The organism is Caballeronia sp. LjRoot31 (genome assembly GCF_964253885.1).
In the GTDB taxonomy this organism is placed as follows: domain Bacteria; phylum Pseudomonadota; class Gammaproteobacteria; order Burkholderiales; family Burkholderiaceae; genus Caballeronia.
Genome location: NZ_CAXURX020000004.1, coordinates 354,430 through 370,291 on the forward strand (window position 1 = coordinate 354,430; position 15,862 = coordinate 370,291).

The 15,862-nt window shown below is 57.5% G+C and carries 18 protein-coding genes; 14 read left to right on the forward strand and 4 right to left on the reverse strand.

Annotation, left to right across the window (positions count from 1 at the left end; all coding sequences use genetic code 11):
• Positions 1–56: 56 nt before the first annotated feature.
• From ACSQ8V_RS39595 to ACSQ8V_RS39615, 5 genes are all read left to right on the forward strand, one after another.
• The gene (locus tag ACSQ8V_RS39595) at positions 57–1,826 is read left to right on the forward strand and encodes a type IV secretory system conjugative DNA transfer family protein (RefSeq protein ID WP_436209549.1); all 1,770 of its coding nucleotides are present in this window, start codon (positions 57–59) and stop codon (positions 1,824–1,826) included.
• The gene (locus tag ACSQ8V_RS39600; RefSeq protein ID WP_436209550.1) at positions 1,807–2,724 is read left to right on the forward strand and encodes a hypothetical protein; all 918 of its coding nucleotides are present in this window, start codon (positions 1,807–1,809) and stop codon (positions 2,722–2,724) included. Before ACSQ8V_RS39595 ends, ACSQ8V_RS39600 begins: the two co-directional genes overlap by 20 nt.
• Positions 2,725–3,156: 432 nt before the next feature.
• Entirely contained in the window at positions 3,157–3,372 is a 216-nt protein-coding gene (locus tag ACSQ8V_RS39605) for a hypothetical protein (protein ID WP_436209551.1), read from the forward strand.
• Positions 3,373–3,605: 233 nt separating this feature from the next.
• Positions 3,606–3,956 carry a hypothetical protein gene (locus ACSQ8V_RS39610; RefSeq protein WP_436209552.1) on the forward strand — a complete coding sequence of 117 codons (351 nt, stop codon included), beginning with the start codon at positions 3,606–3,608 and terminating at the stop codon, positions 3,954–3,956.
• Positions 3,957–4,120: 164 nt separating this feature from the next.
• A complete protein-coding gene (locus tag ACSQ8V_RS39615) occupies positions 4,121–5,407 on the forward strand; it encodes a hypothetical protein (protein WP_436209553.1) in 1,287 nt (428 codons plus the stop codon).
• Positions 5,408–5,567: 160 nt separating this feature from the next.
• On the opposite strand, the gene ACSQ8V_RS39620 is transcribed toward ACSQ8V_RS39615, so the two are convergent.
• Positions 5,568–5,948 (reverse strand): hypothetical protein, encoded by a 381-nt coding sequence (locus tag ACSQ8V_RS39620; protein ID WP_436209554.1) that lies wholly within the window; start codon positions 5,946–5,948, stop codon positions 5,568–5,570.
• A gap of 301 nt (positions 5,949–6,249) precedes the next feature.
• Entirely contained in the window at positions 6,250–9,180 is a 2,931-nt protein-coding gene (locus ACSQ8V_RS39625) for a tetratricopeptide repeat protein (RefSeq protein WP_436209555.1), read from the reverse strand.
• A gap of 661 nt (positions 9,181–9,841) precedes the next feature.
• Between ACSQ8V_RS39625 and ACSQ8V_RS39630 the strand changes: the two genes are divergently transcribed.
• Positions 9,842–10,180, forward strand: coding sequence for a hypothetical protein (locus ACSQ8V_RS39630; RefSeq protein ID WP_436209556.1), 339 nt, complete (start codon positions 9,842–9,844; stop codon positions 10,178–10,180).
• A gap of 195 nt (positions 10,181–10,375) precedes the next feature.
• Here the strand turns inward: ACSQ8V_RS39630 and ACSQ8V_RS39635 are convergent, their stop codons facing one another.
• On the reverse strand, positions 10,376–10,513 hold the full coding sequence (locus tag ACSQ8V_RS39635; RefSeq protein WP_436209557.1) for a hypothetical protein: 138 nt from the start codon (positions 10,511–10,513) through the stop codon (positions 10,376–10,378).
• A 135-nt stretch (positions 10,514–10,648) separates the two neighbouring features.
• Between ACSQ8V_RS39635 and ACSQ8V_RS39640 the strand changes: the two genes are divergently transcribed.
• From ACSQ8V_RS39640 to ACSQ8V_RS39675, 8 genes are all read left to right on the forward strand, one after another.
• Positions 10,649–11,167: a hypothetical protein gene (locus ACSQ8V_RS39640; RefSeq protein ID WP_436209558.1), complete on the forward strand. Its 519-nt coding sequence runs from the start codon at positions 10,649–10,651 to the stop codon at positions 11,165–11,167.
• Between the two features lie 79 nt (positions 11,168–11,246).
• Positions 11,247–11,714: a hypothetical protein gene (locus tag ACSQ8V_RS39645; protein ID WP_436209559.1), complete on the forward strand. Its 468-nt coding sequence runs from the start codon at positions 11,247–11,249 to the stop codon at positions 11,712–11,714.
• 21 nt (positions 11,715–11,735) lie between these two features.
• Positions 11,736–12,068, forward strand: a complete 333-nt coding sequence (locus ACSQ8V_RS39650; RefSeq protein WP_436209560.1) for an H-NS histone family protein — start codon at positions 11,736–11,738, stop codon at positions 12,066–12,068.
• A 47-nt stretch (positions 12,069–12,115) separates the two neighbouring features.
• Positions 12,116–12,622 carry a hypothetical protein gene (locus ACSQ8V_RS39655; protein ID WP_436209561.1) on the forward strand — a complete coding sequence of 169 codons (507 nt, stop codon included), beginning with the start codon at positions 12,116–12,118 and terminating at the stop codon, positions 12,620–12,622.
• 73 nt (positions 12,623–12,695) lie between these two features.
• The gene (locus ACSQ8V_RS39660; RefSeq protein ID WP_436209562.1) at positions 12,696–12,902 is read left to right on the forward strand and encodes a hypothetical protein; all 207 of its coding nucleotides are present in this window, start codon (positions 12,696–12,698) and stop codon (positions 12,900–12,902) included.
• A gap of 611 nt (positions 12,903–13,513) precedes the next feature.
• Positions 13,514–13,759: a hypothetical protein gene (locus tag ACSQ8V_RS39665; RefSeq protein ID WP_436209563.1), complete on the forward strand. Its 246-nt coding sequence runs from the start codon at positions 13,514–13,516 to the stop codon at positions 13,757–13,759.
• A gap of 149 nt (positions 13,760–13,908) precedes the next feature.
• Entirely contained in the window at positions 13,909–14,106 is a 198-nt protein-coding gene (locus ACSQ8V_RS39670) for a hypothetical protein (protein ID WP_436209564.1), read from the forward strand.
• A gap of 357 nt (positions 14,107–14,463) precedes the next feature.
• Positions 14,464–14,805 carry a DUF7685 domain-containing protein gene (locus ACSQ8V_RS39675; RefSeq protein ID WP_436209565.1) on the forward strand — a complete coding sequence of 114 codons (342 nt, stop codon included), beginning with the start codon at positions 14,464–14,466 and terminating at the stop codon, positions 14,803–14,805.
• Here the strand turns inward: ACSQ8V_RS39675 and ACSQ8V_RS39680 are convergent.
• Positions 14,788–15,813 (reverse strand): IS30 family transposase, encoded by a 1,026-nt coding sequence (locus ACSQ8V_RS39680; protein WP_436204693.1) that lies wholly within the window; start codon positions 15,811–15,813, stop codon positions 14,788–14,790. The two genes, ACSQ8V_RS39675 and ACSQ8V_RS39680, sit on opposite strands and share 18 nt — an antisense overlap.
• Positions 15,814–15,862: the final 49 nt, after the last annotated feature.

Genomic DNA, 15,862 nt, shown 5'->3' on the forward strand with positions numbered 1-15,862 from the left:
CGAAAAATGCCCGGAAGGTAAAGGAACGTCCTCCGCATGAGGCCGCGCCTTTTGACATGCGGCTTATCTACCGCAAGGCTTTCGACATGCAGCTCGGAGGCCCGGTAGACACAGCCAGCGCGCTTTCGCTCGGGCTGGGTGCTACGCTGTCCTCGCCTTTCTTTGCCGGCACCGTACCGGCACTCGTTCCTTTCGGTGCCGCGCTTGCTGGTTCAACACACCTGGCCAGGCGGATCCTGAATCCATGGAAGCGCCACTTTCACCTGAACAGCTCGATTGACGTCAGGTCTTCCCCCGCACCGGTGCACGGGACAAGCGGCCTCATGGTGGGCTATGCGACCGATACTGGCGAGCCGATCATCATCAACGACGACAACCTATTCCGCCACATATGGATTGTCGGACAATCTGGCGTCGGGAAAACCGTCGCCGGTTCCCTGATGATGTTCCAGCAGATCCAGCGGGGAGGCGGGGTGCTCTTCGTTGATGGCAAGCTCGACGAAGACAACATTCTTTCGCTTTACCAGTTCTGCAAGTGGGCCGGCCGCGCGCACGAGTTTTTTGTCCTTAACCCAGGCAACCCGGCTCTCTCGAATACATACAACCCGATCCTTGAGGGCGACGCCGACGAGGTTGCCGCTCGACTGCTTTCGCTAATCCCCTCCACAGAGTCCAACGCAGGCAGCGACTACTACAAGCAGTCCGCGAACACGGCGCTCGTTACTGTGATCAGCGCATGCCAGAAGACCGGTCTCGCGTACAATTTCTATGATCTCGCAGTTCTACTGAATAATGGGCGAGCCCTCGAAGAGCTTCAGGCGACGCTTACCAATCGATACCCTCGATCCGATGAGGCGCGTAACCTTAGGCTCTTCCTCGACAACTACCGTGTTCCAGCTGACCCTCGCAATCCGTTGAGCGGTCAGATTGACGTCAAGAAGATGAAGGACGTACTGGGCGGTATGGTCGGGCGTCTCTTCACATTCGGGACCAACCAGTTCGGCGAGGTGATGAACACCTACAAGCCAGACGTGCGGCTGTACGACGCGATCAAAGGGAACAAGATTGTCTATGTGGCATTGCCCACCATGGGCAAGGATGTCGCCGCGTCGAATTTCGGGAAGATGGTGCTTGGTGACTTCCGAACTGCCGTCTCCTGGCTGCAGGCAAACAAGGCCGATCGCCCGAAAATTCCGTACATGTGCTTCTTCGATGAAGCCGGCAGCTACGTTAACGAGTCCTGGGCGCGAATTTTTGAACAGGCACGCAGTGCGGGCATTTTTCTATGTCCAGCAGTGCAAACAGAGTCGAACTTCAAGGCGATTAGCGAAGACTTCGCCGAAATGGTTACCGGAAACACGACGACCAAGCTCGTGTTCCGCGTCGGATCTCAATCGACCGCTGAATCTGTTGCTGATCTGATCGGTACACATCTCGCCGTCCGGCGCTCCATGACGTCCACCGATAGCGCATCGAAATCCCAGGACGCGCTACGCGCGGCGCCGGGAGCAACCACCGGCGATTCAAGTGGCGAAAGCTATGCCGAGCGTGAGGAAGAAGTGCACCGCGTCGATCCTAACAAGCTCAAGGCGCTCGAAAAGGGCGAGGCAGTCATGCTCTATGAAGGCAAGCACGTTTTTAACCTTCGCATCCCGTTCGTGGGCCTCACGCCCGAGATGAAGAAAAAGATCGGTCCGATCAGGATCAACAAACCGCGGTTCTACAAACGCGAGGGCTTCAATTTCATCGATCCGGACAAACTCGACCGGTTCCTATCGACCACGCATGGCAACCGCGGAGACGGGCATGGCAACACCGCACCCTGAAGAGGAATACGATGCACTTGGGGAAAGTCTGGGTGATCCTGGCAGTGATTGGGATTTTGATGGTTTTGATACCGCCGATACGGCACGTCGTTTCGCATTTCTTGATCAGTTTCGTCAGTCCCACGATCCGGGTGATCCTGAGGGGGATGATCCTCTGGATATGGGCGTTCCTCAAATCGATCGCGCGGCATCACTTCGTCTTGCTGCGGAATTTGCTGATGCCCCGCCAGGCACTCTTCAAGACCCTGGAAACAGGAGGGGACGAAGACGAGTAGCCGAGCGGCTCGACTACATCACGCCCGAAGACTTCGAAGAAGGCTCGGAGCGGGACGCTTTCAAGTTGATCTATGGATTCGCAGTTGCGCTCTTCGGCGCAACTGCGACACCCGAATCACGAGCTCAGGCGGTCGAGTTCTTCTTCTGTGAGTCGCCTGGTAGTTTCAGCTTCCAGGAAGCGGCGATGGCCATTTCGCCGACGATCCGAACCGACGTCGTCCTGCTGCGTTTTCATTACGAATTCTGGCGCCGTTATGACGTGTTTGCCGAGCCGTTCCCGTTCATCAGTGCTTTGCCAGTGCCGCCGCGAGTAGTCAACGCCGCCGCGTTTGGTGGCAGCGATATCGGCATGCTCGCAGCCCGGAATATGTGGGTACAACCTGGTATCCACATCAACGAGCTCGTCGCTGATATAGCCGACGAGCTCGATATTGCGAACGAAGAAGGGCACGAGAAGATATTGCATGTCATCAACGCTATGACGGACAACTATGTTTTCTCTCGAAAGGTCGATAGCCTATACGTCACCCTGCGCAACCCAGACCTCGAGGCTGAAGATTGGGCCAACAAGAACCGCGCCGATGCCGCTCGCTCCAGAAAATGGTGGACGCGTCTTTTCTAGCAGATACACCAGATAGAAGCGCGCAGCGACGACCGCGATTTCGGCGGTTACACCGTCCACGAGCTTTAGGTCTCAGGAACGACCTCCGGCTGAAAAAACGCCTAGCAGTGGAAGGCGGACATCCCCTTCCTCGATGTCACTCGTCACGACTTCTGGTCTACGGCCGAAGTAGCCGGGATCGAAGATGCCGATCCGAATCGTCCCCGAATCGAGTACTGGCTCGAATCGGCCACCCAGTGGTTCGTGACCGCGCTCGCGCCGAACGAACGATCCGGATCCGCGAATACATCTCTACCTTCGGATCGCTCGAAAAGCCTGCCCGGCAACCGACAGCCGAGCCATTTTTCTATCGCGCATTTTTTTTGCCTCCTCATATCTCGTGCTTCGCCAACCTCACCAATTCCGCCCAAAACCTCACACGCAAAGGACCCCATGAAATTCGCCAAAGTCACCCTTACGCAAGAGCAGCAGTCAGCGCTCGTGGCGTTCGCCACGAGCCATGGACGCAACTGGAAATCCGCACTCCGTCGCCTGTGGGACACCGGTCGCGACGAGCGTGAACCGAACGGTCCGCTGCTGCGTCAAGTACGCAACACACTAGGACCGTCCCGCCTCGTGCGTTATCGCGTACCTGATCAAAACAAGTGACCTACGCACCTTGGTGCCCCAACTCACGGCCCGCTGTTCTCGTCGGAGACGGTGGGTTTTTTTCCGCCTGCGTGTTTCGAAATCTCTTACGACTGGCGCGAGAGTTCGGGAAGCGGTGGCCGACCGGTATGCGTCGCTCCGCGGGTCACCGCCGCTTATTTTTCGCCGCGACAGCTCTTTTACTTTGTCATCCGCTGGTTTTCAGCGGGCTTACACACGAGGAGAGTTGAATCATGGAAAGGAAGGTGGTGGAGGCGGCGTTTAAGCCCGGCGATGTCGTCTGTTGGACCAACGACAATGGCGTGAAATGGCACGGCCGGCGCATTCTCCGATTGGATGAGCCCGACCAATGGGGTCACCGGTATTATCTGGAACCCCATGACGCTCATTGGATGTACGTGCGCGAGCAAAACATTTCGCACGAAACGCTGAGTCACGCGCAGCTTCAGGCCGTATTACCACACGATGGTTCGCTGCGCCGTTATTGCGAGCTGCGGCCGAACTATCTGAGCGACATCTCGCGGGTCATCGAAGCCCGGGTTGGCGAGGTGACTGAGCACCAATATCCGTCCGCACGCACTTAGTCAAACCGTAACCCACGCCCGCTGTTCTCCTCGGAGACGGTGGGCGCTTTATTCCTGATGCTCGGCCCGGCAGTGGCCGTCCCGGATATTTTCCGGTGGGACATCTCCAGTGCTCAGTTATCGCCCGCCTCAGCAGCGGGCTTACCTAAACAGGAGATTTCAACATGGAAAGCAAAGTGAGTATCGTCGACCGCATCAACGCGGACCATCATCATCTCAACTGGGACGCGTCCCGGACGGCAATAGCGTTCGTCGATCGGGAGTCGCCGCGGCGGTTGTGGGTAGCCATGGTTGAGCACGAGGCGATACCTGGAACCCGGGCTGTCCTGTTTTTTCAAGCAAATGAGCCTGCCGATGATGCCATCTTAGGACGTTTTTCCGAAGATGCGTCGCCCGAAGATCTCTCGATCGCTGGCTTGTACGACCTGTCGCACGTTGGCGAAGTCGACCAGCTCAGCCGAGTTGCGCTAAACGATTTCGTGCGTGGCTTCGGCTCGAATGGCATCGTGGACGACAGGATGGCCGCAGGGACACCACGCAGTCGGACAGGTTTGAAGGAGCAGACGCCGCGTTGGTTTGTGGGCGATCTGGATCACACCTGGTCGTGGAACGAAGACGGACGCATGGAAGTGAAGTGCCGTGTCGTTGTCGACGTCGCGAATGAGAGGCTGCTGGCTGCGCAGGTTTGGGGCTACGAAAGTTGGTGTGAAGCGGACTCGGACCAGAACGATGACCTCGCAAAGTTGTTGTTCTTCGAGCACAAGGTAGGCGAAGCTCCGGTGGCATTCGATCTCTTTGAGATTGATCGACTACCCGAGTGGGCAACGTGCGCGGTGGGTGATCAGCAAGTGCCGCCATATCAGGATGATGAAGTGATCGGCCTCGACAAGGACGGCTGCGTAGTGCAATGGAATTCCGACAACGGCATGCCTGCCAATTCGGGGGAGTCTTTGGAGGAGTTCGGATTGCACAACTTGCGAGAATACGAGTTTGCTCGTGTCGGCGTCGCTCGAGAAGCGTGGGAGGCTGCGGTTGCCGAACAAGCGAACACACTACCTTCGGTGAACCCGACGGCGACTCATGCCCTCCAAGCTCTTATTGCGGCGGCGAGCTCGGACGTGGAGCGTTTCAAGCTAAGACTGCCGGAAGCGAAACTGCCAGAAAGCGCGAACGAGACTCCGCGAATCGACCGAATAATCGGCGGTCAAAATCGTGTTCTCGTCCTGCACACGAAAGAGTCGGACCTCACCTTCATCATCCCCCCTGGCGTCAGCGAGCGCGATTGGCTGATGCAGGAGACGTTGAAGGCGAAGTCCGAAGCTGCCGGCCTGTATGAGCGGGCGCAACAGTTGATGGCACGCGCGGGGCACGCGCACGTCGCTGCCGATCTCTGCGATGCGTCCGAAGCCGGCCCAAGTGACAGCGCATCGGCCCCGTCACCGTGCATGTGACCGAGTAACCCGCAACCGACACCCGTCACATCTCTTCGGAGATCGGCGGGTTTTTTCTTGTCCTGGAATTGTGGAATCTTGTTGGCGTCGATGCACACCCAAGAAAACGCACAGAGACTGTTGCATCGTCCGGACGCAGGATTCGCTTATCTTCGACACATCAGGGGGCAGGCGGCCCAGGTACGGGAGATCCTTTCGCAATCAGCATATCCCGCATTTGGGCATTCTCGGGAGAGGATGGATGGCAGTTGATGACATCAATTGGAAGCGCACCAAAGTTATTTTTCATGAGGAAGGGCGCGCCGCTGTTGAGGAGGATCTTCATGATGTCCGGCCTCTGGCTCCACACGGCAAAGTGGGTCGCGGTATTGCCATCAGGTGATCGCGCGCCCGGGTTGTTATCAAGGGCAGGCGGCCCGGGCGAGGCACGGGGTCGACGTATTCCGGCGATTTTCCGAGGTAAATGTAATCTTCCGACCGCGTTACAACCGCTCTGCTGTGACCGGACTGGGCTTACGGCGCCTCGAACAGGTAACAGCATCCTGATCGAGATGGGAAGAGTACGTAGCTCAAGCTGCCGATAAACGAGCGATGCTGGCGGTGCAACCGGCGACCAGTCGGCTAGGGCCAGACGGTGCGTGATGAGGCCGCAAAGCGGGCCGTTCCCTATGGCATTTCACCTTTTACCGGAATTCGACGCGCGTGGTCGACACGGCGAATTGCGCTTTTGCGGCCATCTCGCTCAAGCCGCGAGCTGCTGATCGGACCTCGAACCTAAACGCTACCGGCAATCGCTCCAATCCATATAAGCCCGTAGCCTCAGCTCCGCGCAATCAGGTCGTCTACTTGCCGCCAAGGCGGCGTATTGCCGACTCAAACCATGCCGCGATGCTTGTACCGTCACTGCTCGGGTACACAGCGACAAGCTGCGTAGCGGCGCCAAGTCCGCGGTGAGCAATCCCCGATGCCTCCTTTGGCATGGAAGAAGCCTCGAGACCGTTGACCATCTTTTGAAGACTGACACAAATATCGCGCAGCCGCTCGGCGTTCGGGCCAAGCTCGCGCAGGATGCCCTCGCGGATCTCCAGCGACTCGCGAAACAGCGCCAGCGCCGGCTCCGCCTGGTCCTGACCCAGCAGCACGTCGCCGACCCTGTTCTTCGACGCGGAGACGTCGCGCAGCCGCTCGGCGTTCGGGCCGAACTCGCGCAGGATGCGCTCGCGGATCCCAAGCGACTCGCGAAACAGCGCCAGCGCCGGCTCCGCCTGGTCCTGAGCCAGCCGCACCCCGCCGACCCTGTCCTTCGACACGGAGACGTCGCGCAGCCGCTCGGCGTTCGGGCCGAACTCGCGCAGGATGCCCTCGCGGATATCCAGCGACTCGCCAAACAGCGCCAGCGCCGGCTCCACCCGGTCTTGGCCCAGCAGCACATCGCCGACCCTGTCCTTCGACACGGAGATGTCGCGCAGCCGCTCGGCGTTCGGGCCGAACTTGCGCAGGATGCGCTCGCGGATATCCAGAGACTCGCCAAACAGCGCCAGCGCCGGCTCCACCCGGTCTTGGCCCGATAGCACAGTGCCAACCGTCTCCATCGACACAGAGACGTCTCGCAGCCGCGTGGCGTTCGGGCCGAACTCGCGCAGGATGCGCTCGCAGATCTCCAGCGACTCGCGATACAGCGCGAGCGCCGGCCCCACCTGGTCCTGGCCCAGCAGTACATCGCCGACCCTGTCCATCGACACGGAGACGTCTCGCAGCCGCTCGGCGCTCGGGCCGAAAGCGTCAAGAGCGCGCAAAGCCTCAGTCCGAAATCTATCAAATTGCGAACTACTCCCGGCCAGGTCGTCGATTGCGAGGGCGGCATCGCCGGCATAGCGCAGCAGCATCGATAGTAACGCCGACTGCTCCTCCGTAGCCGGTACTGCCGGCATAAATCCGAGACAGCCCCCCGCAATCTCGGCTACGGAGTTAACGCGATCTACCGCAAATGCACATTGCAACACACCCTCCAGGCGCCTGCGTCCGATGCGCAAGGTATTCGCTTCATCGCCTTCTCGCCAAACTCGCAACCACATATCCAGCAACGCCGCCATAGGCTCTGTTCGGCCCTCCACCTCCAGGTCGCAAATCTGTTCTGCCCAGGCTTGTAGTAGTGGCATGCGGGCGTCTTCATCCGAGCGCTCGCTCAAGCGGGAGTACATCTCACCCGAGGCAAAGACCAGGAAGATCTTCTTCGCCTCTGCCGGCAACCCGCCCAGCATTGTCTCGTCCAGCCAGCGCCGGATCAGTGCCGGAACATGCTCCTCAACGCAGCGCCATAGATCATCGGACTCCTCCAGTTGCCGCCGAAGTACGTCGCGGTAGACCAGCAAGCGAAACTCATCCAGTCGGTCGGCGACCGCCTGGATGATAGCCAGGGGGTTATCGGCCTGAAGGAGGGCACTTTCCACATCCTCTGCACCAAGATTTGAGCAAGGTGGTGCCTCGACGTGCCCGGCAAGGTCTTGAACAATCGGCCGCGAGAAACTGAGGCCAACATAGCTGGCAAGACGCAGCACGGAGGCCTCCACCGCGTCGAGATCCTGCAGGCGCTCTTCGACGAGTTCGTGATAGCTGACGCTCATACCACGCACCTTGGCTTCGCCCCGCGGCGTCAGCTCGCGACTAACATCCGATTGCTCAAACAGGTGTTTGCTGCGGTTCTTCAGCTTGGCCAGCAGTTCGACCAGAAGGCCCGGACTACCCCCCGCGAGCTGGGCGACGAGTGCGCATTGTGTCGCGGTCAGGCCTGGCAATTCTTGCGCAACAGCGTGTTCCAGGCTCGTCTTTAGACGACCGAGGCGACACTCGGTCAGTTGCGGGCCCACGACTCCGCTGTCGTGAGCCTGGTGTTGCAGCGCGCGTATTGCATCAGAAAAGGAGACGGGGCGCGAATCCGCCAGGGTCGAAATCGGTTGCGCAGTTGCCTCGTTCCATTCCCGCTCCCACGAGGTGGCGATGATCAGGAGCCGGGTTGGGGCCTCTGGACGATCCCTGCCGCGCGAGGCCAACTCACGCATCAGTCGCTGAACGAACTGAAGGCTCTCGGGGTCGGCCCAATGGACATCGTCAAGCACGAGAATGAGAGGCATCCCTCCCGGTACGATTTTGTCGGTCGAAGTAAGCGCGAGCAGGTGTTCGGACAGGTGACCGAGTTCAGTCTCAGATTGCGCGGCCCGTCTCGCGAGAATAGAGCGCTGATCGCCCGCGTCATACTTGCGAAGTTCATACAAATCCGCCCCGCGTTCGAAGATTTCGATAGCGGTGCCTGCCAGGCCAAAGGTGGCCAGATTCGCCACGGTCTTGCCAACGCCGACCAACGCTCGTCGTTCGGTTTCTCTTTTTTCCAAGTGGCGTCTGGCCGCTTCGACATGCGGTCTGAGATGGTCGGCAGCAGATATCGCTGCACAGGGTGCTACCTCACCAGGGTTGCGCAGAGCGGGTTTGACCCAGCGCAATCCCCACCACAACCAGGGAGGCAGAAGGTTGTGAGGTAGGTGCCCTTCGAAGACCGGATTGACATGCAGGCTGTCATCGTCGCCAGGAAGCGTGTCGGGCCAGTAGTTACCGGGATCCTCAAACTGGTTCAGCCATCGGTAAAACTCTTGTACGATGCGGGTCTTCCCGAGGCGTGCCTCCGCAACAAGCACGACCACCTGCGGCTTCCCATAAAGCGCAGCGCGCCACGCTTTGCGCAGCACGGCGAGCTCTTTCTCACGGCCCACGAACTCCATGGTATGCACGCTCGCTATCTGACGAAAACGGAAGGTTTAACTCATTGCCTATTGTGCGGATGTGCGTTTCCGATCACGTACGGCGATATAAATGGAAAGAATCGTGTGCGTCGCCGGAAGAAGAAAGCCGAAGCGACCGTCTGTAACACCCGCCACCGTTATGGCCGACCATTTGCGCCTCAAGTATGGGCGCATGTCGTTTAGGATCCGTCTTGTGAGAGCACGTCCTGGCAGCGCCAGTGAACGTCAGCAGTTGCGCGGGCGACTCTACGGAATACGTCGGCAACGTAACCTGAGACGGCGCTCCATGGAAGCCACCGCGAGCTAAGAACAAAGATCGCATCTCAGATCTGCTTCATGCCGGATGAGGTGGCTAACTCGTTGTTCTTCCGTATTATGTGTTGTAACTGTGCGACGGTTACCCTTCGAGGTTGGTAGCAATGACGCGGTGATATGCTTAAAAAAGAGCCTCGCGGTTTTTCTCTCTGAACACGACCGAATTCCAACGCGTTCAGAGGTCCACTATGCGCCAGCAACACATCAAACGCGCTGAAGTTCGAGCTCCGAGCCAAATCCGGCACCTCTTCTTCGCGTCACAGACGCCACGAGTCGCTATCCTGAAAGAGACGCCGTTGTTTTGCTGTTGGGACTGGCGTGCGGCATGCGAATCACCGAGATTGCCCAAGTTACCGTTGCAGACTTCTACTTTGCGAGCGGCGAATTGCGGCGCGAAGTCTCGCTATGTGCCGCGATCACGAAGGGATGTAGGCAGCGACGCATCTATCGTTCATCGATCAAACTCATCGGGGCATTGCGCCGATACGTCATTTATCGCCGCGAGCGCGATTTGGGAACTGCTCTCGGCCGCACTCACTATCACGGGCTTAATCCGCATTTGCCTGTTGTTCTTAGCCGGATAACCGTTTTATCGACGTTTCCGATGCCGAAATTAGTCCAGCATTTCGTGACGTTATCTAAAAGACAGGACGGCCTGGCCTAAAGAATCTAAAGAAACTGCCGTTAAAGACGGCAAAGTGCTATAGCGTCGCGGAATCGCATAGAACAATAGGGAGGGAACCCAAATGCCGGCGATCAATGTACGTGTCCGGCGCGGCCCGTTTTCCGGCATTGCAGCCGATGGCGCTCGGGCAAACATCATCCCTGGTGTGTTTCAGGCGGATCACGACGGCAATACCTAGGCGAGTTGAAGCGCGATTGCGAACGTAGTGAAGGAAGTGGTGCCCAGGAGCGCCGCCGCGAGGAACATCAGCAGTCGCTGCATGACGCCATAGCCCAGTGCGAACGCGATCTTGAAGTGGCAAAACGCCAGCACCGAGGTGGTGCCAGCGGCAGCGCTTCGGTCTGACCGGAAAACAGATCGACCCTTTTGAGGGCGCAGCATGCTACTGAAGTTACATCTGAGTGTTAGCTTAACCGGCACCTCGCGGAACAGGGGTAAGGAAATATCTTGTTAAACACTGCAACAATAAAAAATGGAAATCGCGTGAATACAAAAAATTTCGTGTCTATCTTTCTTGCTACAGCGCTGTGTGGCTGCTCGGCATTGCAATCGGTTACATCACAGCCGCAGGCTACGCCGACGGGTTCGTCATCCACAGCGGGAAGCAACAACCAGTCAACTTCAACCGCCGACGGCCGCAGCATCCAGAAAATCCATGTCGGTGACATTGATGGTGAAATTTACGGTACACCCGCGAGGAACAGCAAATTTGCGAAACTTCGGATTGGTATGGGCCAGAGGGAAGTCGAGGACTTGATTGGCGCTCCGAATGACTCTCATCAGTACGTTACTGGTAAGGCATTTATTCCGTTCTATTTTGGAAAGGATGCTTATCGTTTTCAGACCTTTTACAAGAAAGAAGGCTCTCTTACCTTTCAGGGTGGCGGCATCAGTGGGACCAGCAAAGTACTCATTCGCGTGAGCGTCGATACGACAGCGGACGGCTACGCACACGACGTCCAATAAATATTATTGTGATTGGTTAAGTACCCCGCGCGCTGTGTGCCAGCGCGGGCCGATAACGCATCGGGAAACAGGAGAAGAGATGGCAACGGTCACCGTATGGACGTTCGATGTGCCGGGCTTGCCTACGGACCTTCCTGGTCTTCGGCGAGCCGCAACGCAAGCCGCGATCGATCGTTTCGGATATGCACGTCTCGGCGCTAGCCTCAACGTGGATGAACGCCTGTTAGACGCCAACGGGATGACCCGCGAGGAATATCTGACTTTTCGAGTGCGAGTGGGACATTCTCAGGCATTCGCAGGGTACAGCGTCGACGGTCAAAGACTCCAAGTTATGACCGGTGAGTACGACGCACAGCTAACGATTCGCGAATTCAGCGCGCTTGTCGAAGCCGTTCCATGTGTACGGCTGATGGACGGAGACTCACGCGGTGGTCATCTCTGGATCAAGATTGAGGAATACGACGAACTGGTAAATTTTCCGGACGTCGAAAACCCACGACACTTGACTGTACTTGCATCACGTGTGACAGCGCCGGAAGAACTGTAAATTTGCTATCGGAAAAGACGCATGTCGAGGTTTCTTGAACTGACGGCAGAGCTTGCGATCTTGGATCTCAAGATCGAGGTGGCACTTGCGAGCGAAAAAGCTAGGGCGATTCGCGAGATTCAGGCAAGGATGTACGAATGGGGCATCGAATCTAAGGACCTTCGGGAGGTACGCAGGGGTCCCAAATACGTGCCGAAGAAAAGCGGGCGATATGTGCCGAAGTACAGAGACCCGGATAGCGGAGCAACATGGAGCGGCAAAGGTCGGGAGCCTCGCTGGATCGCTGGCAAGGCCCTCGCTGTCTTCTCTATCGTGTCGGCCGACATCGATCCACTCGCGAGCTGTAATGGGTAGGAAAACACGGTCGTAGCTTTACGCTACATGTAGCCTCAAGCTACACATTGGAAAACAACAATGAAGGTCATTACATGGATGTTTTGACAGTTACCCAGGTCTGGGACGAGGTCAAGCGGACCGGAAGCAAAATTTCGTCGCTCAGTGCCACTCAAGCCTTCTTCACCCTGATTCAAGCCACTGCGGATGCAGTAGATGCGAGATCAAGCGGGGAAAGTGCGGGAGTCATACAAAAATGGATGAACGGCGACGAAGCAATCGCGATGGTATTCGCCTATTACGTCTGGACCGGTTTTGATGATCGCAACGCCGCAATCGTCGGCGCGATGCTTACCGAGTACTGCCGGACGGAAATCATCGCCTCGTTTTATGAGTTTTACCCGCAACTCGCAAAAAAGCGCTTTGAGGAGTTGTTTCCCGATGGCGTGGGTGAGTCACCCGTTCAGCTGACAATGGACATCGGTCAATATGCCTTGACCAATCGCACGAACATCAAACAACACTGGAATCCATTTCGGGAGCCGTTCGCGAGCGACTGGCACGACGCGTTCTGACGACATTGCCTGCGGTTTAACAAAGACGCCCGAGAAGCGCTCGCGCAGGTCGCGCGGGCCACACAGGAAAACAATGGAACTGAGCAACTGGCGCGAATTTGACGAAGGCGAAGAGTGGTTCGCAGGAAGGGCGCTTTGGTTATGGGCGCCCTCTTGGGAAGAACCTCGGCTGGCGGCAGCAGATCGCGGCGACGACTTCGAGTGGTTTTACGCGAGCGGTCCGAAGCTCGAAGATGCTAGCTGGGAGTTCCGCTTGGATGTCGATGACTGGAAACGCTAACAGTATAGTGAGTTTTAATATATTTTTTGATAGAAATTGCGCTGTGTCGGGGTCAACCGGCAGCCGCCGGTTTGCATGATCTGTTCATGCCTCCGCGGAGCTCTCGGGACGCGGAAACAAATTTTCACACCAATCCCTGAACAAGCTTGTTCCCCTGTTGGACGGTCAGCCCGCGCTTCGCGCCACGAGACAACCGGGACGGGCCGCTTTGACGCAGGATCGGGGAACGTTCTATGCAAACAAACGGAGATCACGGACGCATAACATTAGGTATCCTACGTATTTTACATAATTAACATTATCGATTTTTCGTTCGCACTCCAAAATAAGCGAGCGCATCTGCGATGCAGCAAGATATCTTTGCTCAGAGTATGGTGATCAGCTTTCATGTCGCGCAAGATTTGTCGCAGATGCACATTTTGGTAACGCACTGCGGTGACGGCAAAAACATTCACACCGTCGTTCGAAGACTCGATATGGAGGCGCCAAGGTTCATGGTATGGGACACGCTTCCTGGGCGATGATGTGCGACTGCTCGTGGATACCAGCAGGACGGCACGGGTAGATGATTTGGCTCATACTAAGGGTCGCCTAATCAACGGAGGTAGCTGATGGAAAATTCGTTTGTGCACAAAGGCTTTACCGTCTCGATGAACGCAGTGAGAAATGACGCTGATCCTGAGCGTGTGCGTTTTGATGTTACCGTTGCCATCGAAGACATATCCACGGGACAATTTCTTCTCAACGAAACCCGGCCGGCGGAAGCGCAGGATAAGGAACAAATGACCGCGGAGCGGGCGTTGAACCACAGCGCCCGCGAGGCGCGCAACTTGATTGATGGTGGACACACGGCTTGAGCCAGGCGGCCGCAACGCTCGTTCCCCCTAGTTGTCGCCGTGGCAGTGTCGCTGTCCGGTAGGACCATCACTTCCCCGATCACGACGTCCCTGACAAGCGATCGAACATTCGTCATAGTTGGCGTCTTGAGGGCTCTAAGGAGCTGGGCATGCCAGAAAAACTCAGTGCAAAAGCGAAAACCGCGCTTTTGGAACTTAACGAACGCGCTGCTAGCGCCCAACCCCTCATGCTTGAGTGGGACATCCAAACAGAACTGGAAAGGAGTGAGCTGGTTTCGGCGGCTCCGCACGGCGGGTGTCTGATCACGAAAGAGGGGCAGACATATGTGCGACAGATGAACAGCTAACTCAGCCACATGTCTCGCAGACAAACGCACCATAACCCGGATCTCTTACTGCAGAACGGCTGAAGCGAGATGCATCATACTAGAGACGACTTGGAGGTCAGTCGCGCACCGGCTGATGAGGACGCCACTGCGACTTATCGCATTTCACGATTTGGATGTCAGCTGGCTAATGGATGACCCCACGAGTGCTTGATATGTTGTCAGCGTTGCCCGGTCGCGTAGTCGCCAAGAGCTATCTCAGACGTTCCAAAATATGCAGGGCCCAAACGAAACCGATCTTTTGTGCTGCAGCGGGCCACGGCGAGGTGAAGTGCACTGTGACGGATGCTGCGTATCTGAATTCCCTGGAGTTCCATCATGTCCGTCAGCCAATGCGCAGCTTGCGGCACCAACGTGCCGCCGTACGAAACTGTCAATACTACAAACGAGGGGCTGAGCGGACGATTATTGTGCACCGCCTGCTTCAATCGCGAAATGGCTCACCACGCCGGTATCGACAATTTCGGTTCGATCAAGTTTGAGCCGGTGCACCTGAACGATGCTAGCGGAGTCGCCCACGAATTCCATTTTCGAACACTCCTTTTCGGCGACAAACGTTCGCTGGAGTCATTCGAGTCGACAAGCGACGATGAACCTTCGGGATATCGCTTGGCGGTTTCAAAGCTGAAATGCAACAGCGGGTTAATGAACGGAAGCTGAGGTTATCGAAGCGGTTGCGAGCATACGTTCGAAGACCTCGAATGGCGAATGAAATGCATGGGTAGCGCGAGGTCGGCTGTTGAGGCTGTCGGCGATGGCATCGAGTTCGTCCTGACTGTAGATCGAGAGGTCAGTACCCTTGGGCAGATACTGCCGCAGCAGCCCGTTGGTGTTCTCGCAGGTACCGCGTTGCCATGGACTGTGCGGATCGCAGAAGTACACGCGCACGCCGGTGGCGGCGCTGAGCTCCTGATGCCGGGTCATTTCCTTACCCTGGTCGTAGGTGAAGCTCTGGCGCAGTGGGGCGGCGATCGAATTCAGTTTGGCAGTGAAGCCCGCCAGTGCCGAGGCGGCGGTGGCGTCTTCCATCTTCGCCAGCAGCACCAGGCGACTGGTGCGCTCAACCAGCACGCCGACGGAAGACTGATTGCCGGCGCCCTTGATGAAGTCACCTTCCCAGTGACCTGGCATCACCCGGTCGTCGACCTCAGGCGGGCGCACATGGATGCTCACCATGTCGGGGATCTGGCCGCGCCGGTCAGTGCCCCGCTTGCGTGACATGCGGGTGCTGTGACCGTGGCGCAGACAGGCGATAAGCTGGCGGCGCAGCTCACCGCGTGGCTGCGCATAGATGGCAGTGTAGATGGTCTCATGCGAGACGTGCTGGGTTGGATCGTTGGGCCACATGCGCTTGAGCGTACCTGAGATCTGCTGGGGCGACCACTTCCATTCCAGCAGGGTGAGTACGACGCGCCACGACATGCTTTGAGGGTGCAGCTTGGGACATGGGCGCGCAGCCTCGCGTCGGCTCGTGCTGAGCGACTGCGCCGGGGCAGACGCATAGCCCACGACAGAACACGTGTTCCTGGTCAGCTCGCGGCTCACAGTTGATGCCGAGCGCCCGAGTGTTCGGGCCATGGCCCGAACACTCGAACCCAGCTGCTTCATGCTTGCAATGGTCATGCGCTCTTCAGGCTGAAGCTGTTGATACGTTCTTCTTTTTTGCATGTGCGCACCTTACACGAGGAAGGTGTTGCACTTCAGATTTGATGGCGCC